Here is a 25685-nt window from a genome sequence, read left to right as displayed (position 1 = left end):
CCGGTGAGACCAACGGCGAATTCTCAGGGACCGCTTCTCATCTGCGGCGCCGGCCCGGCATAACGCGCGCGCGGCCGGATCAACTCCCCGCTCTCGATCTGCTCCATCGCATGCGCCAGCCAGCCGGTGGAACGGGCAAGCGAAAAAATGATGATCGGCGCCTCGTGAGGCAAACCGAAGGCGGCCGCCATGGCGGAAAGCGCGAAATCGACATTGACCTTCTCGCCGACCATCTCCTCGCCGGTTTCCCGAAGCGCGGCAAATTGCGGCGGCAGGGAAAAATGCGAAAGCAGCGCCAAAGCCCTGATATCGCCATCGGGGTAGAGCGGATGGCCGAAGGCCGAGAGGTGATTTCCCTGGACAAGCGAGCGGCGGATCGCCTGCTCCGCGCCGAGCGTCGACGATGACTCGATCAAGGCGTCGACGCCTTGCCAGGCGGCGCCGTGCAGTGGCCCCGTGAGCGTTGCCAAGCCGGAAAGCACGGCGGCCGAAAGTGCGGCACCCGCCGAGGCGGTGACCCGCGCCGCAAAGGCCGAGGCATTGAGTTCGTGATCGGCAAGCAGTACCAGCGCCCGGCGCAGGCAATCGGCGGCATCCGGCCGTTCCCAGCTTGCCGCCAGCCGCAGATGCAGCGGCTGGGCCGCAGGCCCCGGCGCCAGCGCATCGGCGATAGTGGAGAGAACGCCGTGCGCCTCGCGCCGCAGGGCGGCCTGCGATCGGCCGAGCGATGGCAGATCCGCCGTCACCCGTCCGGCCAGCGCCAGGAACGCAGCCTGAAGCGACGGCGGGCCATTTCCGGCTACCGTGCCCGAGAACAGCGTTTCCGCACCGTTCCAGAGCAGTGCCGCCGTCTGCTCCAGCGTCGCCGCCTCGGCGAAATCCGCGGCGTCCCGTCCGCGATAGAAAAGCCGTCCTGCAATGATGGTGGAGATCGCCGAGGAGAGAACCGGGTCACCCCAGCGGATCGTCTCGGCGGCAACCGTTTCAGCCTTGCGGCGGCCGGCATGGCGTTCGGCCAGCCGCTGCACGTCGGCAGCTTGGTAGAGACTGCGGCGCGGGTCGGCGGGATCGGGTTTGGCGCGGATACGCCCGCGGCTGACATTGGCGTAAAGCGTCTGCGGCTTGGTCTTAAGCGCCTGCAGCGCCTCCTCGGCGGTCAGCCACGGCATCGGAGCCTCATATTGATCAATTGCATCAAGATTGACGTCAACGAGACTAGGTCGGATCATCCTTGTCGTAAAGGAGAAACAACATGAAAAATGGCTTGGAAGACGTCATCGCCGCCGAAACGCAGCTCTCGGATGTCGATGGCGAAGCGGGGCGGCTGATCATCCGCGGCGTATCGCTGGATCATCTCTTGGCAGACTGCAGCTATGAAGGCGTCGCCGCATTGCTGCTCGACGGCCTGATGGAGCGAAGCTTCGATGAAGCGGAATTGCGCGGCTGGTTGGCGAAAGCGCGAACCAGGGTTTTCGCCCATGTCGAGGCCGCCGATGCTGCCCTGCTGGCCCTGCCGCCGGTCGATGCGATGCGGGCGCTCATCGCCCGGCTGCCCGACGGCGAGGATTTCGACACCGCGCTCAACCTTCTGGCAGCGCCCGCAGTCTTCCTGCCCGCAGTACTGCGGCTGCAGCGCGGCCAAAAGCCGATCGCGCCCGATCCCGCGCTGTCGCAGGCAGCCGATATCCTGCGTATGCTGACCGGAAAATTGCCGAGCAAGGAGCAGGTGGCGGCGCTCGATACCTATCTCGTCACGATCTCGGACCATGGCCTCAACGCCTCGACTTTCGCATCGCGGATCATCGCCTCGACCCAGGCCGGCCTCACCTCTTCCGTGCTGGCGGCGCTGAGCGCGCTGAAGGGACCGCTGCATGGCGGCGCGCCCGGGCCCGTCCTCGATATGCTGGATGCAGTGGGAACGGCGGAGAATGCCGGCCGTTGGCTTGGCGAGGCGCTGGATCGCGGCGATAGGCTGATGGGCTTCGGTCACCGCATCTATCGCGTGCGCGATCCGCGCGCCGATGCGCTGAAAGGCGCGCTGAAGCCGCTGATCGCGTCGGGACAGGTGGACAGCGCCCGCAGCGCGCTGGCGGAAGCCGTGGAGGCCGCCGCATTGGCAATCCTAAAGGCGCGCAAGCCGGACCGGCCGCTCGACGTCAATGTCGAATTCTATACCGCGCTGCTGCTCGAAGCGCTCGGCTTCCCGCGGCAAGCCTTTACCGGCGTGTTTGCAATCGGCCGCACCGTCGGTTGGCTGGCGCATGCGCGCGAACAGGCGCTCGACGGCCGGCTGATTCGCCCGCGTTCGGTCTATATCGGGCCATTGCCGGCTGCAGCCTGACACTTGGATTCGTCGGCGAGGCATGCCCTTGATTCGCCGCCAATCTCAACCACCGACGAAAGTGGCAAGTTTGTCGAGCGTCAAGCGGCAACCTTCTTCATTGTCTTCAAGCCGGATACCGGCGGGAATGTTTTCGCAGACGATCGTCGCGTCGGTGCCGCCGTCAGCAGGCGACAAGATCGTGCTGACGGTCATTTCGCCTGAAAAGCCCTCGTCTTCGGAGTCGAATACGGTCGCCCAGACGATCCGTTCGTCAGGCACGAGTCTGGCAAAGCGGCCCTCGAATCTGTCGGTCTTGTGAGAGGTTTTTCCTAGCTGTGACGCCTCGTCGTCGGGGTAGACGAGCGACATGCTGAAGGCACCGCCTTCCCGGCCTTCGAAGGCGTGGACAATACCGGTCATCGAACCAGGCGGTAGCCATGTAGCGACGGCTTCCGCATCGAGAAAGGCACGGTAGATGCGCTCGCGCGGCGCGGCGATGAAGCGTGAGACGGTCGTACTGCGGGCTGCCATGCCGCCAACATAGTGCAAGCATCGCCATTATCCAGATCGCGCGACGGCGGCGCGATCTGGTATGCGCATTCGTCAGACGAGACGGCTCTGTTCCGTCGCAGCTTCGATGAAGCTGGCAAACAGCGGATGCGGGTCGAGCGGGCGGCTCTTCAGTTCGGGGTGATACTGCACGCCGATGAACCAGGGGTGATCGGGATATTCGATCGTCTCCGGCAGAACGCCGTCCGGCGACATGCCGGAGAAAACGAGGCCGCAGCTCTCGAGCCGGTCCTTGTAGTCGACATTGACCTCGTAGCGGTGGCGATGACGCTCGGAAATATCGGTCGAACCGTAGATTTCCGAGATCTTCGTGCCCTTCTTCAGGGCCGCCTTGTAAGCGCCGAGGCGCATCGTGCCGCCGAGATCGCCGGCCGCGGTGCGCTTCTGCAGCTCGTTGCCCTTGACCCATTCGGTCATCAGGCCGACCACCGGTTCTTTCGTCGGGCCGAATTCGGTCGACGAAGCCGCCGGCACATCGGCGAGATTGCGGGCCGCCTCGATGACGGCCATCTGCATGCCGAAACAGATGCCGAAATACGGCACCTTGCGCTCACGGGCAAAGCGGGCCGCATGGATCTTGCCTTCCGAGCCGCGCTCGCCGAAGCCGCCCGGCACCAGGATGCCATGCACCTTTTCCAGATAGGGGGCCGGATCTTCCTTCTCGAAGACCTCGGACTCGATCCATTCGAGCTTGACCTTGACGCGATTGGCGATGCCGCCGTGATGCAGCGCCTCGATCAGCGATTTATAGGCATCTTTGAGGCCGGTATATTTGCCGACGATTGCGATCGTCACTTCACCTTCCGGCGTCCGGATGCGATTACAGACCTCTTCCCACTGGTCGAGGCGCGGCTTCGGCGCCGGCTCGATGCCGAAGGCGGCGAGCACTTCGTCGTCGAGGCCTTCCTTGTGATAGGCCATCGGCACGTCATAGATGTTGGCGACGTCGAGCGCCTGGATGACGGCGGACGGGCGCACGTTGCAGAACAGCGAGAGCTTGCGGCGCTCGGCTTCCGGGATTTCGCGATCGGCGCGCACCAGCAGGATATCGGGATGAATGCCGAGCGCCTGCAGTTCCTTTACGGAGTGCTGGGTCGGCTTGGTCTTCAGTTCGCCGGCCGCCGGAATATAGGGCATCAGCGTCAGATGCACGTAGACGGCGGTGCCGCGCGGCAGGTCGTTGCCGAGCTGGCGGATTGCCTCCATGAAGGGCATCGCCTCGATGTCGCCGACCGTGCCGCCGATCTCGCAGATGACGAAATCGTAGTCCTTGTTGCCTTCGGTGACGAAATCCTTGATCTCGTTGGTGACGTGCGGGATGACCTGCACCGTCGCGCCGAGATAGTCGCCGCGCCGTTCCTTGTCGATGATGTTCTTGTAGATGCGGCCGGTGGTGATGTTGTCGGTCTTGGTTGCCGAACGCCCCGTGAAGCGCTCGTAGTGGCCGAGATCGAGATCGGTTTCCGCGCCGTCGTCGGTGACGAAGACCTCGCCATGCTGGGTCGGGCTCATCGTGCCCGGATCCACGTTCAGATAGGGGTCGAGCTTGCGAAGCCGGACCCGATAACCACGAGCCTGCAGCAAGGCTCCGAGAGCCGCGGCCGCGATTCCTTTTCCGAGGGAGGAAACCACGCCGCCAGTGATGAATACGTATCGCGCCATGGGATTCACCGGATACCTTTTCAAAAACGATTCCACCAGCCCAAAAATTCTTTTCCAGAACTTTCGAAGCCTGAGGCGGGAATCTGAACAAAAGAAAACCGGCAGACCCGAGGCCTGCCGGCGGTTTATGTCGAAGACCGGTTTACTGTCCCGTCGGGACGCCGGAGGGCTGAGCCGGCGCCGGCGCGGCCGGAGCTGCGGGCGTTGCCGGGGCAGTCGTTGCCGGAGCGGTTGCTGCCGGCGCATCCGTTGAAGGCGCGCTGGCCGCCGGGGCCGGGGCTGCCGGAGCTTGTGCGGCCGGAGCCTGCGGAGCGGGCGCGGCGGCGCCGCTGCTCGGAACGCCGTTGCCGGCCGGCTGGTTGGCCGGAGCCTGTGCGCCGCCGAGCGAATCGAGGATACCGTTGCCCTGGCCGCTCGTGGCCGGGATGCGGTCGAGAATATCGCCCGGACGGCCCTCGTAACGCGTCAGTATGCCGAGACCGAGCGACGTCAGAAAGAACAGCGTGGCAAGGATCGCGGTCGTGCGCGTCAGCGCATTGGCCGTGCCGCGGGCCGACATGAAGCCCGAACCGCCGCCGATGCCGAGGCCGCCGCCTTCCGAGCGCTGGATGAGCACGACGCCGACAAGCGCGAGCACGATCATGAGATGGATGACAATCAATACTGTCTGCATGGGTCCAGTCCTGCCCGCCGGAAGACGGACATAATTAAAAATTCTGGCGGCTCTTTACATGAGGCGTTCATCTATTCCAAGCCCTTCGGCCGAGAATACGCCCCGGATTGAACGAATAACCCGGGAATAAACAACGCCTCAGGCGAGCAGCGCCTCGTAGGCCCGGTAGATGGCGAGGAAGTCGGCGGCTTTCAAGCTCGCCCCGCCAATCAGCGCGCCGTCGACATTGGTAATGCCCATCAGTTCGCCGGCATTGGCGGGCTTGACCGAGCCGCCATAGAGAAGGCGCATCTTGCGGCCCTGGTCGCCGAAGCGCGCCGCCATTTCGGCGCGCATGAAGGCATGCGCCTTTTCCACGTCGCCCGATGTCGGCGTCACACCGGTACCGATCGCCCAGATCGGCTCATAGGCGATAACCGTATTTTCGGCGGTTGCGCCATCCGGAACGGAGGCCGAAAGCTGGCGCTTGATGATGTCGAGCGCCTGGCCGGCGCGGCGTTCGTCCGCCGTCTCGCCGATGCAGATGATCGCGGTCAGCCCGGCGGCAAAGGCGGCCTCCGCCTTGGCGCGCACCAGATGGTCCGTTTCGGCGTGGTCGGTGCGGCGTTCGGAATGGCCGACGATCACATAGGTGCCGAAACTGTCGGCGATCATTTCGGCCGAGATGTCGCCGGTATGCGCCCCGGACGCCTTCTGATGGCAGTCCTGCGCGCCGATCGAAAGCGGGCTGTCGGTGCAAAGCGCGGTCGCCACATAGAGCAGCGTCGCCGGCGGGCAGATCAGCGCCTCGACCTTGTCGGCGAGCGGCGGGCGAACACCCTCGGCGATCGCCTTGATCTGATCCAGAGAGGCACGGGTGCCGTTCATTTTCCAATTTCCCGCCACGAGCGGGCGCACGTCAGGTGTCATGCCGGCCTTCCCTAAATCTGCTTATGCCTGCGGCCATATCAAAAGCTTGCGGCAAAGAAAAGCATCATGCCCTTGACGTAAGGGGAATCTCGGCGAATCCCAGGCAAATTTTGCCGAAAATCCGCGGCTAAGCGGCAAAAATCCAGTTCAACACCCTGCGCCAGTCGATCATCCGGATCGGCGTTCCGTGATTGCCGGTCTGAAACAGCGTGAAGCGCGTCGGATACTTTGCCTTGTGCAGTTTTTCGAACAGCGCCTGCTGGTCGCTGGCGGAATAGACCGGATCGCGGCTTCCATGCGCGAACCAGAGCGGCAGTTTCGCTCGGTAGAAGGCGCTTCTGGTGAAATCGGGATCGGTAACCCCGCTCATGACGAGCATGCCCTTCAGCCGCTTGACGCTGGCCTCGTCGCGGGCAATGCCCCAGCAGACCTGGCTGCCCATCGAGGCGCAGGAGAGGATCACCGGCCGGCCGGGCGATTGGGCGCTGGCATAGCGGATGAGGCCGGCGATGGCGGCAACGCCGTTGCTGTCGAAGCTTTTCACCGTCGGCGAATAGTAGACGCCGCCATTGCCGGCGGCGAGGTTCTTCAGCCGGTTGAAATTGCCGCCGAAGCTGTAGTCGTTGGCCCCGAGCCGGCGGTCGCCGTCGCGGCCGTGGATGAAGATCACCGTGAAAGCGGCATTTTGCGCCGGTCCCACCCTGGTGACATCGAGGCTGATGCCGTCGAGGGAGAGCGTTTCGTCCGCCTGGGCCTTGCGGATGCCGAGCGCCACATATTTCTGCTGCACCCGCTTTTGCGGGACCTGGTCGCGGCCGTTGATATCGCGCATCTCGTCGTAGTCGATGACCTCGAAAGCGCCGTCGTCGCCGGTCTGCAGGATGGTCTGCTTCGAGAACAGATCGTCCTTGAAAGGCCCCAGCGGGCCGGCCGCCCGCGCCGGCCCGCCTGATAACAGCACCACCGCGGACAGGAAAAACGCCGCAATTGCTGATATAACAGTGCAATCACTTGTGGACATTCGCATGCGGATGGTTTCCTGAAGCCTGCCGCCGCTTGCCATTCCGCGCCCGGCAACGCAAATCATGTGTCAAACTCCGCCAGAATTGGCGGTGTCGCGTATAGAGGTGCTTTCTGGCAGAATCTGCCTGATTCGAAAACGTGATATGAAATGCGGTGATTTTGGGTCGGCGGCGGATGCAAGCCCAAGACAGGATGAAGATCTGAACGGCTCCATGGACGACAGCAACGACCTTTTTTCCGGACTGCCCCTTTCTGAAAAACGCGAGGAGGCACAGAAGCCCGTAGCGCCGGCCGAGCGGCCAGCGGCCGCAGCGCCCATCGCCGCGACGCCGCACGCCGCCTCTGCGCGGCCGGTGCCCGCCGGATCCAATTCGGACGATTACGGCGCCTCGTCGATCCGCGTCCTCGAGGGGCTCGAGCCGGTGCGCATGCGCCCGGGCATGTATATCGGCGGCACCGACGAAAAGGCGCTGCATCACCTCTTTGCCGAAGTCATCGACAATGCGATGGACGAGGCGGTCGCCGGACACGCCAATTTTATCGAAGTGCATCTCGATCTGCAGGGGTACCTAACCGTCACCGACAACGGCCGCGGCATCCCGGTCGAGAACCATCCGCAGGTGCCGGGCAAGTCGACGCTCGAAGTCATCATGACCAAGCTGCATGCCGGCGGCAAATTCGACGGCAAGGCCTATGAGACCTCGGGCGGTCTGCACGGCGTCGGCGTCTCGGTCGTCAACGCCCTCTCCGACGACCTTGAAGTCGAAGTCGCGCGCAACCGCAAGCTCTATCGCCAGCGCTTCTCGCGCGGTCTGCCGCAGGGCGGGCTCGAGGAACTGGGCGACGTCCACAATCGTCGCGGCACCCGCGTGCGCTTCCATCCCGACGCCCAGATCTTCGGCGAGCATATGAAGTTCGACGCCGCCCGCGTCTTCCGCATGGCGCGCTCCAAGGCCTATCTCTTCGGTGGCGTCGAGATCCGCTGGAGCTGCGAAACGGGCGTCTTGCCGGAAGGTTCCGAGGTTCCTGACAAGGCGGTCTTCCACTTCCCCGGCGGCCTGAAGGACTATCTGCAGGCGACGATGGGCAAGGAGTTCACCGTCACCCGCGAGATCTTCGCCGGCAAGACCGAAAAGGTGAGCGGCCATGGTTCAATGGAATGGGCGATCACCTGGTATGGCGGCGATCCGCAGGTGCATTCCTATTGCAACACCATCCCGACGCCCGAAGGCGGCACGCATGAGGCGGGCCTGCGCATCGCGCTGACCAAGGGTCTGAAGGCCTATGCCGAACTGACGCAGAACAAGCGCGCCGCGCAGATCACCACCGATGACGTGATGATCTCGGCCGTCGGCATGCTGTCGGTCTTCATCCGCGAGCCGGAATTCGTCGGCCAGACCAAGGACAAGCTGGCGACCGTCGAAGCTCAGCGCATCGTCGAAAACGCCCTGCGCGACCCCTTCGACCACTATCTCGCCGACAATCCGAACGAGGCGGCCAAGCTGCTCGACTGGGTGATCGAGCGCGCCGAGGAGCGCCTGCGCCGCCGCAAGGAAAAGGAAGTCAACCGCAAGACGGCGGTGCGCAAGCTGCGCCTGCCCGGCAAACTCGCCGACTGCTCGCAGAACACCGCCGAAGGCGCCGAGCTCTTCATCGTCGAGGGCGATTCGGCAGGTGGTTCGGCCAAGCAGGCGCGCAACCGCGCCAATCAGGCGATCCTGCCGCTGCGCGGCAAGATCCTCAACGTTGCCAGCGCCGGCCGCGAAAAACTCGGCGCCAACCAGCAGCTCGCCGATCTCATCCAGGCGCTCGGCTGCGGCACACGGTCGAAATACCGCGACGAAGACCTGCGCTACGAGCGCATCATCGTCATGACCGATGCCGATGTCGACGGCGCCCATATCGCCTCCCTGCTCATCACCTTCTTCTATCAGGAGATGCCGGAGCTGGTGCGCGGCGGCCACCTCTTCCTCGCCGTTCCGCCGCTCTACAAGATCACGCAAGGGGCGAAATCCGCCTATGCTCGCGACGACAATCATCGCGCCGAGCTGATGCAGACGGAGTTCAAGGGCAAGGCCAAGGTCGAGATCAGCCGCTTCAAAGGTCTCGGCGAAATGATGCCTGCGCAGCTCAAGGAAACCACCATGGACCCGTCCAAGCGCACCCTGCTCAAGGTGCTGATCGACGAGGTGGATTTCGAAGGCACACGCAGCGCCGTCGACGATCTGATGGGCACCAAGCCCGAGGCCCGCTTCCGCTTCATTCAGGAGCGCGCCGCCTTCGCCGAAAACCTGGATATTTAAGCAGGCCTGAGGCGCGCCGCCCCCGAAAGAGACTCTCGGCGCGCCCTCATTTTAGCATTTGCGATTTCACGGAACTGACGAAGAACCGTAACAACTCCGTCAAACAACCGGCGCATGAAGCGGTCGGCGCGTGCCCTCCCCGGGGAGGAACGCCTGCGTCCGTTCGAACCTTTTCAACCCTTGCCGGATATTTGCATGACCAAGCGTTTTCTCGCGACTGCCGCTTTCGTTCTCCTGTCCAGCACCGTGACTGTCAGGGCCACCGATATCGGCGCAACCGCCGAAACCGCCTGCCCCTTCGGCGATTGCGCCGCCGGCATTTCGCTCTCTTATCTCGGAGAATTCGTCATCCCGACGGGCCAGATGGAAAACGGCGTCGAATTCGGCGGCATTTCCGGCCTCGATTTCGATGCCGCCACCGGCCATTATCTCGCCATCAGCGACGATCGCTCGGACAAGGCGCCGGCCCGCTTCTATGAACTCGACGTCGATGTCGATGCGTCGGGCCTCAAGGGTGTTTCCGTCGTCAAGCACGTGACGCTGAAGGACAAGAACGGCGAGCCTTTCGCGGCAAAGACCGTCGATCCGGAATCGATCCGCCTCGGCAAGGACGGCATCTATTGGGGCAGCGAAGGCGACGCCAAGGTGCTGCTGCCGCCCTTCGTCCGCGTCGCTGCGCCGGACGGTACTTTCCTGCGCGAATTCAAGCTGCCGGAAGGCTTTGCGCCGACCATCGACAAGTCGACCGGCATCCGTGACAATCTCGCCTTCGAGGATCTCGCCGTCGCCCCCTCGGGCGACGTTTTCCTCGGCGTCGAAGCCGCCCTCTACCAGGACGGTCCGAAGCCGTCGCTGACGACGGGCAGCCTGTCGCGCATCATCCGTTACGACGGCGCGACCGGCGAGCCGAAGGCGCAATATGTCTACCCGGTCTCACCGATTCCGCAGGCCGCCGCCAAGCCCGACGGCGGCAACGACAACGGCATGTCGGAAATGCTCGCTCTCGACGATCACCGCCTGCTCGCCGTCGAGCGAAGCTATGCCGAAGGCGTCGGCAACAACATCAAGATCATGATGATGGATCTCGCCGACGCGACCGACATATCCGCCATCGCCTCGCTCGCCAAGAACGACCAGCGCGTCGTCCCGGTTCGCAAGAGCCAGATCCTTGATCTCAGAGCAATCGGCCTTGTCCCCGACAATATCGAGGCCATGTCGCTCGGTAAGGCCAAGGATGGAACCGACGTCCTCATTCTCGGCTCGGACAATAATTTCTCGGCCGCGCAGAAGACGCAGTTCTACGCCTTCAAGATTTTGCGTCGTCCGCAACAGTACGACATCAGCTCTGATGGCTGAATAGCGACGCTTTGTATACGCTTTCACGGCGCGGACCTTGAAACCGCCGGGTTCATAGCCCATAACCAGAAGACAAGAATAAGAAGAGGCGCGCGTGGGTGTGTTTGACCGTCAGAGAAGCAATCATGAACCGCGATGGCTGGGCTCGTCGGCGCCAACACGCACGCCGCTGATACCCTCCATCTCCGCGGCGCGCTGGCTGCTGGTGCTGATCGTCGCCGCCGGCGTCTATTTCTTCTACGGCTTCCTTGTGCCGGTGCTGGCCGCCCTCGTCATCGGCTTCGCCAGCTGGCCGCTCTACCGCAAGCTTCTTGCCCGTGTCGGCGGCAATACGACGATCGCCGCGACCATCGCCATCATCATGATCGTCACCTTTCTGGTCATCCCGATCGGATTTGCGGCCACCTATACGACGGGCGAAGTGCGCACCTGGCTCGCCTGGGCAATCCACGCCAACCGTTCGGGGGCCTCGACACCTGGCTGGATCGCCGCATTGCCGTTTGCCGGCCCCTATCTCGACGAGCTTTGGACAAAATATATCGGCAGCCCGGGCGCGCTCGGTGAGCTCATCCAGGCGGTCAGCGGCGCCCATATCGGCAATATCTACCGTGCCGTTCTTGCAGCCGGCGGTGGCGCCTTCCATCTTCTGCTGACGCTGCTCTTCATGCTGATCGCGCTGTTCTTCGTCTATCGCGACGGCGTCTCATTCTCCAAGCAGATCGACATGCTGGGCGAGCGCATCCTGCCGAACCGCTGGGAACGCATTTCCCGCGTCGTCCCGGCGACAATCAGCTCCACCGTCATGGGCATGACGCTGATTGCGATCGGCGAAGGCATCGTGCTCGGCCTTGCCTATTGGATCGCCGGCGTGCCGTCGCCGGTGACGCTCGGCGTACTGACGGGCGTGATGGCGCTGATACCGGGCGGTGCGCCGCTCTCGTTCACGCTGGTCTCCATCTATCTCCTGGCGAGCGGCTCGCATGTCGCCGGCGTCGGTCTCTTCGTCTGGGGCACGGTCGAGCTCTTCATCGTCGACAAGACGCTGCGGCCAAAGCTCGTCGGCGGCCCGATCAAGCTGCCCTTCCTGCCGACCTTCTTCGGCCTTGTCGGCGGCGTCAAGACAATGGGCTTTCTCGGCCTCTTCATCGGCCCGGTGCTGATGGCGCTGATCGTCGCCATCTGGCGCGAATGGATCCACGAGGCCCGAAACGCCGACGAGACCAGCGAGCGGGGGCCGCAGATCGTGATCGACGAACAGGCTCCACCGTCCAAGCCGGTTCCCCGCGTCGCCGAAGGCTGAAGCGGGCCGGCTGATCGACCGGCCGGCTTGGCCGTAGAGCCAGGCTACGACGCGCGCCGGCCGGTCGACCATCCGACTCCGTTTGAGCCAACAGAACGATTCAATCTAACCAGGAAAGGCTCTAACCCAGCCGTTTTTCCATGAACAGGCTGAGCGGGTCCGGCAGATAGGCGCCGAAGGCCTCGATCTCCCGATATCCGTATTTGCCATAGAGAGCGATCGCCTCGGGCTGATAGATGCCGGTTTCAAGCCGGATCGCCATCAGCCGCTTTTCCCGTGCGACCGCCTCCAGCGCGGTCATCAGGCCGCTGGCGATCCTCAGTCCCCTCGCCTGCGGGTCGACGAACATGCGCTTGATCTCTGCCGTACCGTCGCCGGCCTCCACCAATGCGCAGCATCCGACGATTGCGCCATGGTTGCGCGCGACGAAGAAACTCACTGACGGTTTTTCCAGGAGAGAAAGGTCCACCAGATGATTGCTCTCGGCCGGATAGAGCGACTGCGCATAGGCATCGGAAAGATCGAGAAGGCGGATGACGCCCTCCTGCCGCGGCGGCTCTTGAGCAATGGTGACGGACATGCTGGCTCCCGATGCTTGCGAGGCGCAATTTTTCCATGAGATGACGAAGAGTTAATGCTCTTGCCTTCATTCGGTTGGAATTGCGCCGTCTAAGGCGATGTCAGGTTCAATAGCCAAGGAAGCAGAATATGCAAGCGGTGCTCATCGCGATGACGATTCTCGGTTGCGACGATTCCGTCACCCAGTGCAGCTATGTCGCGACAGTCGACAAGCGTTGGGAAACCGTTGCTGCCTGCGATGCCGAGGCAGAGCGCCGGCTGAAGGCCTATGCCAATGTCAGCTATCCCTCGGTGATCGCCGTCTGCGAGGCGCCGAAAGCGGTTGCCGCCGCCGAACCGCCGAAGCCGGCCCCCATTCCTGCGCCCGAGCCTGTCGAAGAACCCGTCGGAAAGCTCGCCAACTTCGCTGAAAATATCGCAGGCCAGGTCCGCGCGCATCTTCCCTCGGGGCGGGACGTCAAGGAAACGCTCTCCAAGCCCGTGCACTTCGTATCCGCCAGCTATTCCTGGGTAGTGACTCGGATCGCCGATTAAAGCATGTCGCGCAAACGTGTGCGCGGTTTTGCGGCAACGACATGCGTGAAAACCGAGAGCTAAAGCGCAAGCAGCGAATCTGAAAGATCGCGATGCGCTTTAGGCCGCTGCAAGCGCCGCATAGACGCGGGCCGATTGCCGCTGTTCGGCGACATGCAGCTTCTCCACCATATCGAGCAGTTCTCCGACCGCGCCATGTGCGCCGTCGTGATGGCGGAATTTTTCGAGAAGACGACCGCAGACGGTGCCGAGCACGCTGCCCGGCGCCTTCCGGGCCGCCTCGCGCCACAAAAGCGTCGCCTCCACGAAGATCACGCTGATATCCCTCGGCAGGCCGGCGGACTCATAGAGCGCGCGCACCGCATGCATGCGTCCCGTCGCCAGGATCGAGCGCACGCGGCGCTCGCCGCAGCCTGTCAGATCGACGATCGCTCCGGCGAAGAAGTCCACCTTGCCGCAGCAGAGGGCGTGCATCAGGAAGGACGGCGTCAGACGGCCGTTGAGGCGCAAATGTTCGACGAGGTCCGGTATCTCCCGGGGCGCGATATCGCCGGCAATCGATACGATCGCCGCTTCCGTCGCCTCGCGGCTGATCCGCTGCAGCCGCTGCAGCCCGATCGCCGCCTGAACAAGCGGCAGACCGACCAGCGCATTGCTGACATGCTGGGTCAGCAGCTGGCGGGCATCGGCCGGAAGATCGTTGCGTTCGAGAAGCAGATTGCGGATATCGCAGCAGTCGCCGAGCCGTTCGGCGATGCGCTTCAACGAAAGGCTGGAAATAACAGCGCACTCGTTCTCGAGCAGGCAGAGCAGCTCATCTTCATCGCCGACTTCCGCAAGGGCGGCTGAAACCGGCCGCGTCACACGCGCCCTCGCGGCGATCAGCATCCGGGTTGCGCCATTGCCGCGTGCGGCGAGATCGACGAGATCGGCATCGGTCAGAAGCGGTGAACAGGTGACGGCGTGGCAGGCAATCTCAGGCTGATCGGCGGCAAGCGAAAGAACCAGGCTGCGCGGCGCGTCGGGCGACCAGGCGATCGCCTCGGCAAGGGCAAGCCGCACGCGCGGCGACGGATCGTCGAGCAGAAAGGTCATTGCCATCTCGGCCGCCGTCCGCTCCTCCGCGCTCATCTGAGATTGCAGATAGGCTCGACCGAGTGCGTTCGCGGCCCGGGCCCGATCGCCGGTCTTGGCCGTTTCGATCCAACGAAGGAAAGCTTCTACGATCACGCGACGCCCCAGCACTTGAACGCGATTCCCTCGCGTTCCTTTCATTGCTGCGACCGTAGCGGCAAAAGGTTTAAGATTCGTTCACCATGTTTCTTAAGCCCTTGCATGCCTTCGCGTCAGCCCTCGACCCGCGGCCGGAGCATCTCGAAGACATCGCTGCCCTCGCTGTAATCCATGTAGCCCATGCGGGCCACAGGCCGGGCGATCGACATGTCGAGGCGGCCGTCCCTGACAATCGCTTCGTCGATGCGGATGCCGATGACCTCGCCGAAGACGATGACGTTTTCGGATGGCGCACCCGACAGCGTTTTCGGCTCGATGATCTCGGTGACCCTGCATTCGAGCACCGCGAAAGCCTCGCTGACATAGGGGGCGTCGACAAGTTCGGCCTGCTTCGGCGTCAGTCCGGCGAAGCCGAATTCGCTCTCGCCATAGGGCAGCGCCGCCGAGGAGAGGTTCATCTTTTCGGCGAGATCGCGGCTGACGAAATTGCAGGTGAAGACGCCGGTCTCGGCGGCGTTGCGCTGGCTGTGTTTGCGCCCCGCCGAAGAAAACATCACCAGCTTCGGCCGGTCGGCGACGGCATTGAAGAAGGAATAGGGCGCAAGATTGATCGAGGCGTCCCTGCCCTTGCTGCCGATCCAGCCGATCGGCCGCGGCGAGACGATCGCCTTGAAGGGATCATGCGCCAGCCCATGGCGGTTGCTGTCGGTGGTGTAGAACATCAATCCTCTCCACCGATCCAGGTGACGGTGTCGGCAAGCTCCGGCCGCGGCCGCTCGATTGCCGGAAATGTCGTCGAACCGATATGGATGAAGCCGGCCACCTTTTCATCGGAACCGACGCCGAGCAGCGGATAGGCGCGCTCATCATAGGCGAACCACTCCGTCAGCCAGTTGGCCACGTAGCCATGGGCATTGGCTGACAGGATGACGTTGAGGCAGAGTGCGCCGGCCGACATCAGCTGCTCCCATTCCGGGATCTTGATGTGCGGCCCCGCCCTGCTGACGACAGCGACGACCACAGGCGCGCGGGTGAAGCGGGTGCGTTCGACCTGGATCATCTCTTCGGAAAGGTCGGGTTTCGTCTCGAGCGCCAGCGTCAGCAGCGCCTCGCCGAGCCGGACTCGCTCCTGTCCGCGATAGACGATGAAGCGCCAGGGCGCGATCTTGCCGTGATCGGGAACACGCGAGGCAAGACGCAGGATTTCTTCGATCTCGGCCTTCTTGGGGCCTGGTTCGCACATCTGGAAAGCGGGGATGGAGCGGCGCACGGCGAGGTAGTCGATCAGCTTGATATCGGATTTCATGCGGGAGAAACTTTCATTTTTATGCTGCTGCAAAGCGTGGGTCTTGAATTTGCCATCGCGTTGGTCTTGAAGTGACCTTTGCGATTTCAGAAGTCAATCGGTTCACGAAACAGATGTTTGGCATTTCGCCTTTTGCACGCCTCGGCCTCGCCATCGCCCTGATGGTGGTGACGCCCCTCGGCGCGGGCGCGCAGGACGCTTTCAAGGACTTCAAGCAGATCGAATCGACGCCGAAGATGCCGAAGCTCAACGCTTTCATCGCGCCGGGCGCCGCACCCGAAGCCGCCAAGCTGCGCGACGTCGCGATGGAAGCCAAGCTGACGGCCGACGGCACGCCTGTCGAGGATGGTCTGTCCTGGTACGTCTTCAGCCCGATCGCCGGAACCGACGGCAAGCTGCCGCTGATCGCCAGCGCCAAGGGCGGACCCGCCGCCTTCCAACTCGCTCCGGGTGATTATTTCGTCAATGTCTCCTTCGGCCGCGCCGGCGTCACCAAGAAGCTGACGGTGCCGGCCGACGGCCAGGTCGACAAGCAGGTGATGGTGCTTGATGCCGGCGGCCTGCTGCTCAATGCCGTCTCCGGCACCGATGCCCGCATCCGCCCCGATCAGTTGAGCTTCTCGATCTATTCCTCGGAAGTGCGCGACGATGGCGAGCGTGGCCTCGTCGTGGCCGACGTCTCTCCGAACACGGTCGTGCGCCTCAATGCCGGCACCTATCACATCGTTTCCGAATATGGCAGCGTCAATGCCGTCATCCGCGCCGACATCCAGGTCGAGGCCGGCAAACTGACCGAAGCGACGATCCAGCACCGCGCGGCCCAGATCACTTTCAAGCTGGTCTCGGAAGCCGGGGGCGAAGCGATCGCCGATACGGCCTGGTCGATCCTGACGGCGGCCGGCGACAGCGTCGGCGAAAGCGTCAGCGCCTTTCCAACCATGGTGCTTGCCGAAGGCGAATATTCCGCCGTCGCCCGCAACAAGGACAAGATCTACCAGCGGGATTTCAAAGTGGTCGCTGGCAGGAACACCGATGTCGAAGTTCTGATGAAGGACCAGCAGCCGCAGCAGCCGGAGAGTGCGGCGCGCACGGTGCAGCAGGTGCCGGCCGGCACGCCGCCACCGCCTGGTGTCCAGCCGGCCCCCGAAACGCCTCTGCCCTCCTATGAACAGCTCGTACCGCAGGGCGGCGACGGCGCCAGCCTCGATTGACCTTACCGCAAGCGGTGCCGTCTCGGCCGCTTCGAGGGCGGTGCCATCGAAAAGACGGCCTCATGGAGGCGGGCGAGCAGATCTTTGCGATCGCTACCCTCGCTCAATGACTCCCAGCTCAGCATCTCGCCGACATGGGCCGTGATCGTGCGGCCGGACAGCCGGCGGAATTCGTGGATCAGCAGCGACAGACGTAGCGTCATCGATGTCAGGCTCGCCAGGTGGAACAGCCGGCCGTTTTGGCCCTCGAAATAGACCGGCAGCACATTTGCCCGCGCCGCCTGGACGAGTTTTGCCGGAAACAGCTTCCACGGCAGGTCCTCGGCGCGGCCGAAACCCCTTCTCGCGGTGGCAACGCCGCCAGCCGGAAAGACGATTATGGTCGTGCCTTCCTTGAGCAGCCGCACCGCCTCGTTCCGGCTCTTCATATTCATCGCCAGGGCCTCCCGGGTCTCTTCAAAGGAGATCGGCAACGAATAGGATGCCATCTCCGGCACCTTCAGCAAGTCGTTATGAATCAGTATCTTGAAGGGACGACCGAGCTGTTCGGCAAGCGCCAGGACAGCGATGCCGTCGCCGATGCCGAAAGGGTGGTTGGCGATGATGACGATCGGTTCAGTGGGAACGGGTTCGAGCGGCCAGTGGCCCTTGACGTCGATCGCGACGTCGATGAGATCGAGCGTCCTGGCAAAGACGCGATCGCTTTTGCCGATGATGTCGCGGCACCAGATCTCGTAGAGGCCGACATAGTGATCGCGGCCCGAAAGCCTTTCGATCGAGCGGATCAGCCACCGCTTCAGCCGCGGGTCTGCGTCATTGGCATAGGATAGTTCTTTGAAGCGCACGCCGGCCCCGGGATGATCCGCTCCCCGTTCGCGACGACAATATTGCGGTTTCATTTCAGATTTCCGACAGCGCCGGATGGCGCTGCCGGATGGGGCGTTTTCAGGCCGCCTTGGCTTTTTTTGCTTCGGCCTTGCGGCGGATATCAGGCGGTGTCGCCTCGAGCGTCAGGCTCTCGACCGCGGCGTCGAGCCCCATCGAAACCTGGTCCTGGCTGCCGAGGCGGCGGATGTTGACCGTGCGCTCCTCGGCCTCCTTCCTGCCGCAGACGATGATGACAGGAACCTTGGTGACCGAATGCTCGCGGATCTTGTAGTTGATCTTCTCGTTGCGGAAGTCGGTCTCGACGTTGAGACCGGCCTCGCGCAGCGCCTCGGCCACTTCAAGCCCGTAGGCATCGGCCTCCGAGGTGATCGTCGCGACCACCACCTGCAGCGGCGATACCCAGAGCGGCATATGGCCGGCGAAGTTCTCGATCAGGATACCCAGGAAGCGTTCCATCGAGCCGCAGATGGCGCGGTGGATCATCACCGGCTGCGTCTTTTCGGAATTGCTGTCGATGTAGAAGGCGCCGAAGCGTTCCGGCAGGTTGAAGTCGACCTGTGTCGTACCGCACTGCCATTCGCGGCCGATCGCATCCTTCAGCGTATATTCGAACTTCGGACCATAGAAGGCACCCTCGCCCGGCAGGATACCGGTCTTGATGCGGCCCTCGGACTGCGCCTCGATCGTCTTCAAGACGTCGGTCATCACGGCTTCGGCGCGATCCCAGAGCGCATCGGAACCGACCCGCTTTTCCGGCCGGGTCGAAAGCTTGACGACGATTTCCTTGAAGCCGAAGTCCTCGTAGACCGACAGGATCAGATCGTTGATCTTCAGGCATTCGGCGGCCATCTGCTCGTCGGTGCAGAAGATATGCGCGTCGTCCTGCGTAAAGCCGCGCACGCGCATCAGCCCATGCAGCGCGCCCGAGGGCTCGTAGCGATGCACCAGGCCGAATTCGGCAAGCCGGATCGGCAGCTCGCGATAGGATTTCAGGCCATGCTTGAAGATCTGCACGTGCCCCGGGCAGTTCATCGGCTTCAGCGCGAAGACGCGGTTGTCGGCTTCCTTGTCTTCGGGATGCGTCATCGCATGCGCCGATTTCACGGCGAACATGTTTTCCTGATACCAGCCCCAGTGACCCGAGGTTTCCCAGAGCGACGTGTCGAGCACCTGCGGCGCGTTGACTTCCTGGTAGTCGGCCGCCAGGCGACGGCGCATATAGGCGACGAGCGTCTGGAAGATGCGCCAGCCCTTGCCGTGCCAGAAGACGACGCCCGGACCTTCTTCCTGGAAATGAAACAGATCCATCTCGCGGCCGAGCTTGCGGTGATCGCGCTTCTCGGCTTCGGCCAACATATGCAGGTAATTGTCGAGATCGGCCTGGTCGGCCCATGCGGTGCCGTAGATGCGCGACAGCATGGCGTTGTTGCTGTCGCCGCGCCAGTAGGCGCCGGCAACCTTCATCAGCTTGAAGGCGGTGCCGACCTGGCCGGTGGAGGCCATGTGCGGACCGCGGCAAAGGTCGAACCAGTCGCCCTGATGATAGATCTTCAGATCCTGCCCTTCCGGAATCGCATCGACGAGCTCGACCTTGTACTGTTCGCCCTTGGCGGCAAAAACTTCCTTGGCCTTGTCGCGCGACCAGATCTGCTTGGTGAAGGGCGCGTTGCGGGCGATAATCTCCTTCATCTTCTTTTCGATCTTCGGCAGATCGTCGGGCGTAAACGGCTCGTTCTTGGCGAAGTCGTAATAGAAGCCGTTTTCGATGACCGGGCCGATCGTCACCTGGGTGCCGGGCCAGAGTTCCTGCACAGCCTCGGCCATCACGTGCGCGGCGTCATGGCGGATGAGTTCCAGCGCACGCGCGTCCTTGCGAGTGATGATTTCGATCTTGCCGTCCGTGACGGCGTCGGAAATGTCACGCACGGCGCCGTCGATCGCAATGGCGACGGCGCTCTTGGCGAGCGACTTGGAAATGGATTCGGCGACATCCTTGCCGGTTGCGCCAGCCGGGAAGCTGCGCACGGAACCATCGGGAAATGTCAGGGAAATAGCTTGGGACATTGAAATTCTCCTTGTCCAGTCCCGCCAACGAATGCGGGTGGTTGCAACGACAGCGCCTCCGTCCTTGGATGCGCTGCCGCCTGATACTCAGATTTCCCTCGGGAGTAAAGAAGGAGCGGCCTACATGATCATTTGCGCGAGACCGCAGACCGTGTTCCAGTTGCGCATCGTGCCGATGCCTATCCGCTTGGTCGTCAGTGCCGAAAGCAGCTTGGATTGGCTCGGCTTGCCGGCGAAATCGATCCAGAGGTCGCCGCCGACGATGGCGATGCGCTGGCCTTCCGTCATCAGCGGCTTCAAAGCCTCGACCTTCTTCGGGTCGACCGGCAGGCGCATCACCCGGACGATCACCTGGTCGCCGCTGCCGTCCCTGAACGGATTGGTACTGCAAAGCGCCATCCAGGTGCAGTCGCTGCGCACGATGATATCGACATGTTTGCCGAACTTCTCTTCGAAGCCCTCTTCCAGCGCGACCTCGAGTTCATGCGGGCGCATTTCGTCGGCCTCGAAAACGAGATTGCCGGTCGAAACCAGCGTGCGCGGCTCGCGATAGCCAAGCTCTTTGGCAAGCGCGCGCAGGTCTTCCATGATCACCCGGCGGTCCGGCGTCAGGACGATGCTGTGCAGGAGGGCAATGAAGGTGCTCATGGCCGCCAGGAATCCTCCGTTATTCCAGGTGAGAAACCACGGTCACCGAATGGTGACCGCACCTCACCCGTCGTCGCTGCCGGCTCTCCGCCACGCACGCATATTCGCCTGGTATCGCCATGGCGTTCACCCTCTTTTGCGTCCAAGGGAGAGATACTGCCAAGGGCTCCACCAGCGGAAGCCGTCGCCGAGCGCCTCGGGCACCGGGTCGAGGCCGCTGGTGCCGCCCGGACCGCAGCGGCTGACGCGAAACAGCGTCATCCAGCCGCCGGCCCATAATCCGTGCCGGGCGATCGACTCATAGCCGTATTCGGAGCAGGTCGGGATATGGCGGCAGGAGTTGCCGACAAAGCCGGAAAGCGTCAGCTGATAGAGGCGGATCAGCCCCATGCCGAGCAGGCGATCGGGGGTTTTGCGGAACGGGCCGGTATAATTGCGGGAATAGCGCGCAGGCCTTTCGCGCGGCTGGCTCGATCCGGCCGCGCCGCCATCGCCCTCATCGTCAGCCTGCCGGACGCAGAACTCGCACATCTCGGTTACGCCTCGATCACTTCCGTCCGTTTCGCCTCGATCTGTCCGATCGCATCGACGACCGCATCGAAGGTCAGCATCGTCGAAGCATGTCGGGCCTTGTAGTCCCGCACGGGCAGCAGGTAGCGCATGTCTTCGAACCGTCCGGTAGGCCCAGCCCCATCCGCCTTCAACATGGCGAGCATGTCGAGACGCGCCTGCCGCAATTCGCCCGATGTGGCGCCGACGACATGACGGGCCATGATCGAGGACGATGCCTGGCCGAGTGCGCAGGCCTTCACGTCATGCGAAAAAGCGGTCACGACTTCGCCGTCCATCTTCAGCCATATCCGCACCTTGGAACCGCATAGCTTGGAGTGTGCCTGGGCGGTCGCATCGGCGTCCGCCAGCGTGCCGGTCAACGGAATATTGCCGGCGAATTCGAGGATTTTGCTGTTGTAGATGTCATCCATGCTGGGTTTCCGCTCCAAAATCGCTGCGGATCGGCCTTAATGGCGCTGTTATTGTTATTGAAACAAAAAACACACCGTGTCGCCTGAGGATACTTACATACCATGGCCGTCTTCCTATATGTATGTCGTTCGAAGGCCATGAAAATGCAATGGCCTTGTGTAAGTTTGATTGGGAAACCGTGCCGGACGGGCGTTGAATTGCCCTGAAAGCCCCGGAGCCTGCCAAAGGTGCATGAATTCCCGCATGGGACTGACCAGTGGCAATTCCGACAGATGGGTCCGCGCTGCGGACCAGGAGACCATTGATCATGGACGCCATCGTAAAGAACTTTCCGCAGCCGAACCGCGACTCGGACCGCCCCTCCCAGCAGGAGGCGGAGGAAGCCGTGCGCGTTCTGCTGCGCTGGGCCGGTGACGATCCGACGCGCGAAGGCCTCATCGAGACGCCCGCCCGTGTCGCCAAGGCCTATCGCGAGCTTTTCGCCGGTTACGACATGGCGCCGGAGGACGTGCTCGGCCGGACCTTCGAAGAGGTCGCAGGCTACGACGACATGGTCCTCGTCAAGGACATTCCCTTCTACTCGCATTGCGAACACCACATGGTCCCGATCATCGGCAAGGCCCATGTCGCCTATATGCCGGATGGACGCGTGCTCGGCCTGTCGAAGATTGCCCGTGTCGTCGAGATTTATGGCCGCCGCCTGCAGACGCAGGAAACCATGACCGCCCAGATTGCCCGCGCCATCGACGATACGCTGCAGCCGCGCGGTGTTGCCGTGATGATTGAGGCCGAACATATGTGCATGGCGATGCGCGGCGTACAGAAGCAGGGTTCGACCACGTTGACGACGACGTTTACGGGAACCTTCAAGACGGAACCGGCCGATCAGGCCCGTTTCATGAGCATGGTGCGGAGCCGCTGATACCGGCTCCCGCAGGAGGGCCGCGATGAGTCACCTGATCTTCAATCAACCATCCGAGGACAAGTCGGCCTTGGAAGACGCCGGCGATTTCACGCCGCGTTTCGACGACCGCGGCCTGATCACCGCGATCGTGACAGACGCCGGCGACGGCGAACTGCTGATGGTGGCGCACATGAACGCCCAGGCGCTGGCGCTGACCATCCAGACGGGGACGGCCCATTATTTCAGCCGCTCGCGCGGTAAGATCTGGAAGAAGGGCGAGACCTCGGGCAACCTTCAGACGGTGAAGGAAATTCGCACCGATTGCGATCAGGACGCCATCTGGCTGAAGGTCGAGGTCGCCGGCCATGACGCCACCTGTCACACCGGCCGCCGTTCCTGCTTCTATCGCACGGTCACGCTTCGCCAGGGAAAACCGATGCTCGATATCGTCGACGACGAGCGTCATTTCGATCCGCAGGACATCTACGGAAAATAGGTCGAACTTCCCGGCATTTGCCCCTTATTGTGCCAGAAACTGCTTCTATATACCATTTGGCAATTGATCGGGCACACTATCGCACCACACGTGTTCTGCTGGGAGGGGAGAGCGCAATGCTGAACTGGAGTCTGCATCGTCAAAGCGCTGAAGGCGAAGGTTCCGGTTCCGGCATGTCGACGATCCTCGAGACGATTCCCGCCCCTGCGCCTGCCAAGAAAATCAAGATCGCGCTCGCGCTTGGCGGCGGCGCGGCCCGCGGCTGGGCCCATATCGGCGTATTGCGCGCCCTTGACGAAGCCGCGGTCGAAATCGGCATGATTGCCGGCACGTCGATTGGCGCCCTGGTCGGCGGCTGCTATCTTGCCGGCAAACTCGACGAACTCGAAACCTTCGCACGCTCGCTGACCATGCGCCGGATCGCAAGCCTACTCGATCTGACCATCGGCGGCAGCGGCCTGTTCGGCGGTATGCGGCTGACCAAGCGCATGCAGGAGCATCTCGAAGGCCTGAACGTCGAGGATCTGGACCGGCCTTTCGTCGCGGTCGCGGCCGAGGTCAATACCGGCCATGAGGTCTGGATCGCCAACGGTTCGCTGATCACGGCGCTGCGCGCCTCCTATGCCCTGCCCGGCATCTTCGAGCCGGTGCGCAGCAATCACCGCACGCTGGTCGATGGCGCGCTGGTCAATCCGGTTCCCGTCTCGGTCTGCCGCGCCTATGAGCAGCCGCTGGTCGTCGCGGTCAATCTCAATTACGATCTCTACGGCCGCTCGGCCGTCGTCCGGCACAATGCCAGCCTTTCGCCGCAGGAAGTGCAGAAACAGGAAGAGGCGCCCTATGCCCGCCTCGGCATGACCGGCGTGATGGTCCAAGCTTTCAACATTATCCAGGACAGGATTGCCCGCGCCCGCCTTGCCGGCGATCCGCCCGACATTTCGCTGCAGCCGCGCCTCAGCTATATCGGCCTTTCAGAATTCCACCGCGCCGGCGAGGCGATCGAGCGCGGCTACGAGGAAGCGAGAGCCCGGCTTCCCGAGATCAAGCGCATGCAGGAAGTCTACGCCAGCGCACCATAAGGCGTCGTCCCTGCGACAGCGCGATGGGACGACGGCATCGTTGGAACGAATGGGCGAACCTCAGCCGGCGATATAAGCCTTGATATCCTCGGCTTCGCGCTCGACCTCGGCGATACGCGATTTGACCACGTCGCCGATCGAGATGATGCCGGCAAGCTTGCCGTTGCTTTCCACCGGAACGTGGCGGAAGCGGCGGCTGGTCATCAACTCCATCAGCTCGTTGACGGTCGTCTCCTCATGGCAGCGATAGACCTTTGATGTCATGACCTGGGAGAGCGGCTGGTCGAGGCCCTCCTTGCCGCGTTTGGCGATGGCATGCACGAGATCGCGCTCGGTGAACATGCCCGAAATGCGATTCTCCATGCCGACGACAACAATGGCGCCGATCTTCTTTTTGCTGAGGATGGCGGCCGCTTCCGCTACGGTGGTGTTCGCCCCGGCGGTAATGACGTCCCTGCCCTTCAGGTCGAGGATTGCTTTGACTGAACTGGTCATTCGAACCTCCTATGTCGAACCTGCAACGCTTGTCACAGCTATCCGCGGCGGTTTCTCCCCCCAATCACGGATCGTTCGATGGTGCACTGCCCCGCTCAGGATTGCAACACATCCTTCTCCGCTGCGGTTGGTTCCTCAGTCGTCGGCGGTGCCCGGTCGAACAGCGAAAACAGAAAGAAGCCGAAGACGAAGCCTCCGATATGCGCGTCCCAGGCAATCTCTTGATCGCTGTCGCCGACGAGCGGGATGCCGACGGCGATCAAGGCGTTGCCGACCAGCCAGAGCAGCGTGAAGATGACGACGGTCCGGCTCTTCAGCGCCTCGACGATGGAAAGCCGCGCATTGAGATGCGCCGCCAGCATCGGACGTCGCTCAGCGGGAAAGGCGAATCGGCAGGCGGCTCCCATCAGCCCGGAAATGACGCCGGAGGCGCCGATCAGCAGCGACACGTCTCCCCAGTTGAGAACCGCGTGCAGAGCGGCGGAAGCGGCGGCGGAAAACAGCCAGAAGAACACGAATCGCAGCGTCCCGATGCGACGCACGACCGGCGCGCCGAAGGCCATCAGCCAGAAGGCGTTGAAGACGATATGCTGGACGCTGCCGTGCAACAGCGAATAGGTGACCGGCGTCCAGAACAGCTCGAAACCCTGCTGCGACAGCGGAATCACGTAGCGTGCGGGAACGAAGCCAAAGGTGAAGAGCAGCCAGCTGACAGCATCGTCGGACAGCACGAGCGCCTGCGCCGCATAGATGACGATCAGCAGGCAAAGGCTGAAGAACAGCGCCGGTGGAAGGTTGAAGACCGGTACGCGCGGGGACCGCGCCGGCGGCTCGACCTCGGAAGATTCGGGCGCCTTCTGCGGCTCGCCCGTCTGCTCATTCATCTGTGTTCGCCTCGTTGTGGCCCCAGCCATACAGGAGCGATGGTCAAAAAAAAAGCCGCCCGAAGGTCGGACGGCGTACCGGGAACCCTGAGGAAAGATCTCGGCCCGGGCAGGTTGTGCAGAACTCGAAATTCGAAGTGATGGCGCGACAGTGTCACGACAGGCGTCACGCCTCAACCGAAACCATTTCTTAACCTTAACGGCCGGGATTTGGCATGAAATCCGCAAGGTAGAAGCTGTACGGGCAATGAGTGCCCGCAA

26 protein-coding genes are annotated in these 25685 nt (G+C 62.9%); 9 read left to right on the top strand and 17 right to left on the bottom strand.

Annotated features, from left to right (window positions below; genetic code table 11):
- Positions 1-23: 23 nt before the first annotated feature.
- Positions 24-1169: a citrate synthase gene (locus K6M89_RS16365; RefSeq protein ID WP_222140152.1), complete on the bottom strand. Its 1146-nt coding sequence runs from the start codon at positions 1167-1169 to the stop codon at positions 24-26.
- An 83-nt stretch (positions 1170-1252) separates the two neighbouring features.
- Here K6M89_RS16365 and K6M89_RS16360 point away from each other — a divergent pair, with 83 nt between their 5' ends.
- On the top strand, positions 1253-2341 hold the full coding sequence (locus K6M89_RS16360; protein WP_222140151.1) for a citrate synthase/methylcitrate synthase: 1089 nt from the start codon (positions 1253-1255) through the stop codon (positions 2339-2341).
- Between the two features lie 45 nt (positions 2342-2386).
- Here the strand turns inward: K6M89_RS16360 and K6M89_RS16355 are convergent, their stop codons facing one another.
- From K6M89_RS16355 to K6M89_RS16335, 5 genes are all read right to left on the bottom strand, one after another.
- A complete protein-coding gene (locus K6M89_RS16355) occupies positions 2387-2854 on the bottom strand; it encodes an SRPBCC family protein (protein ID WP_097579340.1) in 468 nt (155 codons plus the stop codon).
- A gap of 72 nt (positions 2855-2926) precedes the next feature.
- Positions 2927-4555, bottom strand: a complete 1629-nt coding sequence (gene pyrG, locus K6M89_RS16350; protein WP_064685859.1) for a CTP synthase — start codon at positions 4553-4555, stop codon at positions 2927-2929.
- Positions 4556-4697: 142 nt separating this feature from the next.
- Positions 4698-5228 (bottom strand): preprotein translocase subunit SecG, encoded by a 531-nt coding sequence (gene secG / locus K6M89_RS16345; RefSeq protein WP_097579341.1) that lies wholly within the window; start codon positions 5226-5228, stop codon positions 4698-4700.
- Positions 5229-5366: 138 nt separating this feature from the next.
- Entirely contained in the window at positions 5367-6137 is a 771-nt protein-coding gene (gene tpiA, locus K6M89_RS16340; protein ID WP_097579342.1) for a triose-phosphate isomerase, read from the bottom strand.
- Positions 6138-6264: 127 nt separating this feature from the next.
- Complete coding sequence (locus K6M89_RS16335; RefSeq protein WP_222140150.1) at positions 6265-7164, bottom strand: alpha/beta hydrolase family protein; 900 nt, start codon at positions 7162-7164, stop codon at positions 6265-6267.
- A gap of 208 nt (positions 7165-7372) precedes the next feature.
- Between K6M89_RS16335 and parE the strand changes: the two genes are divergently transcribed.
- The 3 genes from parE (at position 7373) to K6M89_RS16320 (ending at position 12119) form a co-directional block, all read left to right on the top strand.
- On the top strand, positions 7373-9463 hold the full coding sequence (gene parE, locus K6M89_RS16330) for a DNA topoisomerase IV subunit B (RefSeq protein ID WP_097579397.1): 2091 nt from the start codon (positions 7373-7375) through the stop codon (positions 9461-9463).
- A 195-nt stretch (positions 9464-9658) separates the two neighbouring features.
- On the top strand, positions 9659-10819 hold the full coding sequence (locus K6M89_RS16325; protein WP_222140149.1) for an esterase-like activity of phytase family protein: 1161 nt from the start codon (positions 9659-9661) through the stop codon (positions 10817-10819).
- A gap of 94 nt (positions 10820-10913) precedes the next feature.
- Complete coding sequence (locus tag K6M89_RS16320; RefSeq protein WP_097579344.1) at positions 10914-12119, top strand: AI-2E family transporter; 1206 nt, start codon at positions 10914-10916, stop codon at positions 12117-12119.
- A gap of 121 nt (positions 12120-12240) precedes the next feature.
- Here the strand turns inward: K6M89_RS16320 and K6M89_RS16315 are convergent, their stop codons facing one another.
- The gene (locus K6M89_RS16315; RefSeq protein ID WP_097579345.1) at positions 12241-12699 is read right to left on the bottom strand and encodes a GNAT family N-acetyltransferase; all 459 of its coding nucleotides are present in this window, start codon (positions 12697-12699) and stop codon (positions 12241-12243) included.
- A gap of 128 nt (positions 12700-12827) precedes the next feature.
- Between K6M89_RS16315 and K6M89_RS16310 the strand changes: the two genes are divergently transcribed.
- Positions 12828-13232, top strand: a complete 405-nt coding sequence (locus tag K6M89_RS16310) for a hypothetical protein (RefSeq protein ID WP_222140148.1) — start codon at positions 12828-12830, stop codon at positions 13230-13232.
- 99 nt (positions 13233-13331) lie between these two features.
- On the opposite strand, the gene K6M89_RS16305 is transcribed toward K6M89_RS16310, so the two are convergent.
- The 3 genes from K6M89_RS16305 to K6M89_RS16295 form a co-directional block, all read right to left on the bottom strand.
- Positions 13332-14477 carry a DUF2336 domain-containing protein gene (locus K6M89_RS16305; RefSeq protein ID WP_222140147.1) on the bottom strand — a complete coding sequence of 382 codons (1146 nt, stop codon included), beginning with the start codon at positions 14475-14477 and terminating at the stop codon, positions 13332-13334.
- Between the two features lie 101 nt (positions 14478-14578).
- Positions 14579-15187 (bottom strand): flavin reductase family protein, encoded by a 609-nt coding sequence (locus K6M89_RS16300; RefSeq protein WP_222140146.1) that lies wholly within the window; start codon positions 15185-15187, stop codon positions 14579-14581.
- Positions 15187-15771, bottom strand: coding sequence for a nitroreductase family protein (locus K6M89_RS16295; RefSeq protein ID WP_097579349.1), 585 nt, complete (start codon positions 15769-15771; stop codon positions 15187-15189). The genes K6M89_RS16300 and K6M89_RS16295 overlap by 1 nt, the downstream gene beginning before the upstream one ends.
- A 113-nt stretch (positions 15772-15884) precedes the next feature.
- On the opposite strand from K6M89_RS16295, the gene K6M89_RS16290 reads away from it, so the two are divergent.
- Positions 15885-16982 carry an RgsD C-terminal domain-containing protein gene (locus tag K6M89_RS16290; RefSeq protein ID WP_222140145.1) on the top strand — a complete coding sequence of 366 codons (1098 nt, stop codon included), beginning with the start codon at positions 15885-15887 and terminating at the stop codon, positions 16980-16982.
- A gap of 2 nt (positions 16983-16984) precedes the next feature.
- On the opposite strand, the gene K6M89_RS16285 is transcribed toward K6M89_RS16290, so the two are convergent.
- The 5 genes from K6M89_RS16285 to K6M89_RS16265 all read right to left on the bottom strand — a co-directional run bounded on the left by K6M89_RS16285 (position 16985) and on the right by K6M89_RS16265 (position 21565).
- Positions 16985-17827, bottom strand: coding sequence for a lysophospholipid acyltransferase family protein (locus K6M89_RS16285; protein ID WP_097579398.1), 843 nt, complete (start codon positions 17825-17827; stop codon positions 16985-16987).
- A 100-nt stretch (positions 17828-17927) separates the two neighbouring features.
- Entirely contained in the window at positions 17928-19934 is a 2007-nt protein-coding gene (gene thrS, locus K6M89_RS16280; protein ID WP_097579351.1) for a threonine--tRNA ligase, read from the bottom strand.
- Positions 19935-20054: 120 nt separating this feature from the next.
- Complete coding sequence (locus K6M89_RS16275; RefSeq protein WP_004680208.1) at positions 20055-20582, bottom strand: DUF1697 domain-containing protein; 528 nt, start codon at positions 20580-20582, stop codon at positions 20055-20057.
- 126 nt (positions 20583-20708) lie between these two features.
- Entirely contained in the window at positions 20709-21113 is a 405-nt protein-coding gene (gene yidD, locus K6M89_RS16270) for a membrane protein insertion efficiency factor YidD (protein WP_222140144.1), read from the bottom strand.
- 5 nt (positions 21114-21118) lie between these two features.
- Positions 21119-21565: an iron-sulfur cluster assembly scaffold protein gene (locus tag K6M89_RS16265; protein ID WP_097579353.1), complete on the bottom strand. Its 447-nt coding sequence runs from the start codon at positions 21563-21565 to the stop codon at positions 21119-21121.
- A 308-nt stretch (positions 21566-21873) separates the two neighbouring features.
- Here K6M89_RS16265 and folE point away from each other — a divergent pair, with 308 nt between their 5' ends.
- From folE to K6M89_RS16250, 3 genes are all read left to right on the top strand, one after another.
- Entirely contained in the window at positions 21874-22488 is a 615-nt protein-coding gene (gene folE, locus K6M89_RS16260; RefSeq protein WP_010004221.1) for a GTP cyclohydrolase I FolE, read from the top strand.
- Between the two features lie 25 nt (positions 22489-22513).
- Positions 22514-22966, top strand: a complete 453-nt coding sequence (hisI, locus tag K6M89_RS16255; RefSeq protein WP_097579354.1) for a phosphoribosyl-AMP cyclohydrolase — start codon at positions 22514-22516, stop codon at positions 22964-22966.
- 116 nt (positions 22967-23082) lie between these two features.
- Positions 23083-24045: a patatin-like phospholipase family protein gene (locus K6M89_RS16250; RefSeq protein ID WP_097579355.1), complete on the top strand. Its 963-nt coding sequence runs from the start codon at positions 23083-23085 to the stop codon at positions 24043-24045.
- 60 nt (positions 24046-24105) lie between these two features.
- Here K6M89_RS16250 and K6M89_RS16245 read toward each other — a convergent pair whose 3' ends face one another.
- Together K6M89_RS16245 and K6M89_RS16240 are read right to left on the bottom strand one after the other, a co-directional pair.
- A complete protein-coding gene (locus K6M89_RS16245) occupies positions 24106-24540 on the bottom strand; it encodes a CBS domain-containing protein (protein WP_097579356.1) in 435 nt (144 codons plus the stop codon).
- Positions 24541-24635: 95 nt separating this feature from the next.
- A complete protein-coding gene (locus K6M89_RS16240) occupies positions 24636-25424 on the bottom strand; it encodes a rhomboid family intramembrane serine protease (protein WP_222140143.1) in 789 nt (262 codons plus the stop codon).
- Positions 25425-25685 lie beyond the last annotated feature (261 nt).

The organism is Rhizobium croatiense (assembly GCF_019793465.1).
GTDB classification, from domain to species: domain Bacteria; phylum Pseudomonadota; class Alphaproteobacteria; order Rhizobiales; family Rhizobiaceae; genus Rhizobium; species Rhizobium croatiense.
The sequence above is the reverse complement of the archived record's forward strand: the minus strand, read 5'-3'. Positions and strand labels throughout refer to the sequence as shown.

Coding starts and splice junctions, on each gene's coding strand:
- parE (WP_097579397.1), top strand. CDS start 7,373: ATGGACGACAGCAACGACCTTTTTTCCGGACTGCCCCTTTCTGAAAAA.
- hisI (WP_097579354.1), top strand. CDS start 22,514: ATGAGTCACCTGATCTTCAATCAACCATCCGAGGACAAGTCGGCCTTG.
- secG (WP_097579341.1), bottom strand. CDS start 5,228: ATGCAGACAGTATTGATTGTCATCCATCTCATGATCGTGCTCGCGCTT.
- folE (WP_010004221.1), top strand. CDS start 21,874: ATGGACGCCATCGTAAAGAACTTTCCGCAGCCGAACCGCGACTCGGAC.
- K6M89_RS16250 (WP_097579355.1), top strand. CDS start 23,083: ATGCTGAACTGGAGTCTGCATCGTCAAAGCGCTGAAGGCGAAGGTTCC.
- K6M89_RS16265 (WP_097579353.1), bottom strand. CDS start 21,565: ATGGATGACATCTACAACAGCAAAATCCTCGAATTCGCCGGCAATATT.
- K6M89_RS16290 (WP_222140145.1), top strand. CDS start 15,885: ATGTTTGGCATTTCGCCTTTTGCACGCCTCGGCCTCGCCATCGCCCTG.
- K6M89_RS16240 (WP_222140143.1), bottom strand. CDS start 25,424: ATGAATGAGCAGACGGGCGAGCCGCAGAAGGCGCCCGAATCTTCCGAG.
- K6M89_RS16355 (WP_097579340.1), bottom strand. CDS start 2,854: ATGGCAGCCCGCAGTACGACCGTCTCACGCTTCATCGCCGCGCCGCGC.
- K6M89_RS16300 (WP_222140146.1), bottom strand. CDS start 15,187: ATGTTCTACACCACCGACAGCAACCGCCATGGGCTGGCGCATGATCCC.
- tpiA (WP_097579342.1), bottom strand. CDS start 6,137: ATGACACCTGACGTGCGCCCGCTCGTGGCGGGAAATTGGAAAATGAAC.
- K6M89_RS16275 (WP_004680208.1), bottom strand. CDS start 20,582: ATGAGCACCTTCATTGCCCTCCTGCACAGCATCGTCCTGACGCCGGAC.
- K6M89_RS16365 (WP_222140152.1), bottom strand. CDS start 1,169: ATGCCGTGGCTGACCGCCGAGGAGGCGCTGCAGGCGCTTAAGACCAAG.
- K6M89_RS16325 (WP_222140149.1), top strand. CDS start 9,659: ATGACCAAGCGTTTTCTCGCGACTGCCGCTTTCGTTCTCCTGTCCAGC.
- yidD (WP_222140144.1), bottom strand. CDS start 21,113: ATGTGCGAGTTCTGCGTCCGGCAGGCTGACGATGAGGGCGATGGCGGC.
- K6M89_RS16245 (WP_097579356.1), bottom strand. CDS start 24,540: ATGACCAGTTCAGTCAAAGCAATCCTCGACCTGAAGGGCAGGGACGTC.
- K6M89_RS16295 (WP_097579349.1), bottom strand. CDS start 15,771: ATGAAATCCGATATCAAGCTGATCGACTACCTCGCCGTGCGCCGCTCC.
- thrS (WP_097579351.1), bottom strand. CDS start 19,934: ATGTCCCAAGCTATTTCCCTGACATTTCCCGATGGTTCCGTGCGCAGC.
- K6M89_RS16360 (WP_222140151.1), top strand. CDS start 1,253: ATGAAAAATGGCTTGGAAGACGTCATCGCCGCCGAAACGCAGCTCTCG.
- K6M89_RS16315 (WP_097579345.1), bottom strand. CDS start 12,699: ATGTCCGTCACCATTGCTCAAGAGCCGCCGCGGCAGGAGGGCGTCATC.
- K6M89_RS16310 (WP_222140148.1), top strand. CDS start 12,828: ATGCAAGCGGTGCTCATCGCGATGACGATTCTCGGTTGCGACGATTCC.
- pyrG (WP_064685859.1), bottom strand. CDS start 4,555: ATGGCGCGATACGTATTCATCACTGGCGGCGTGGTTTCCTCCCTCGGA.
- K6M89_RS16335 (WP_222140150.1), bottom strand. CDS start 7,164: ATGCGAATGTCCACAAGTGATTGCACTGTTATATCAGCAATTGCGGCG.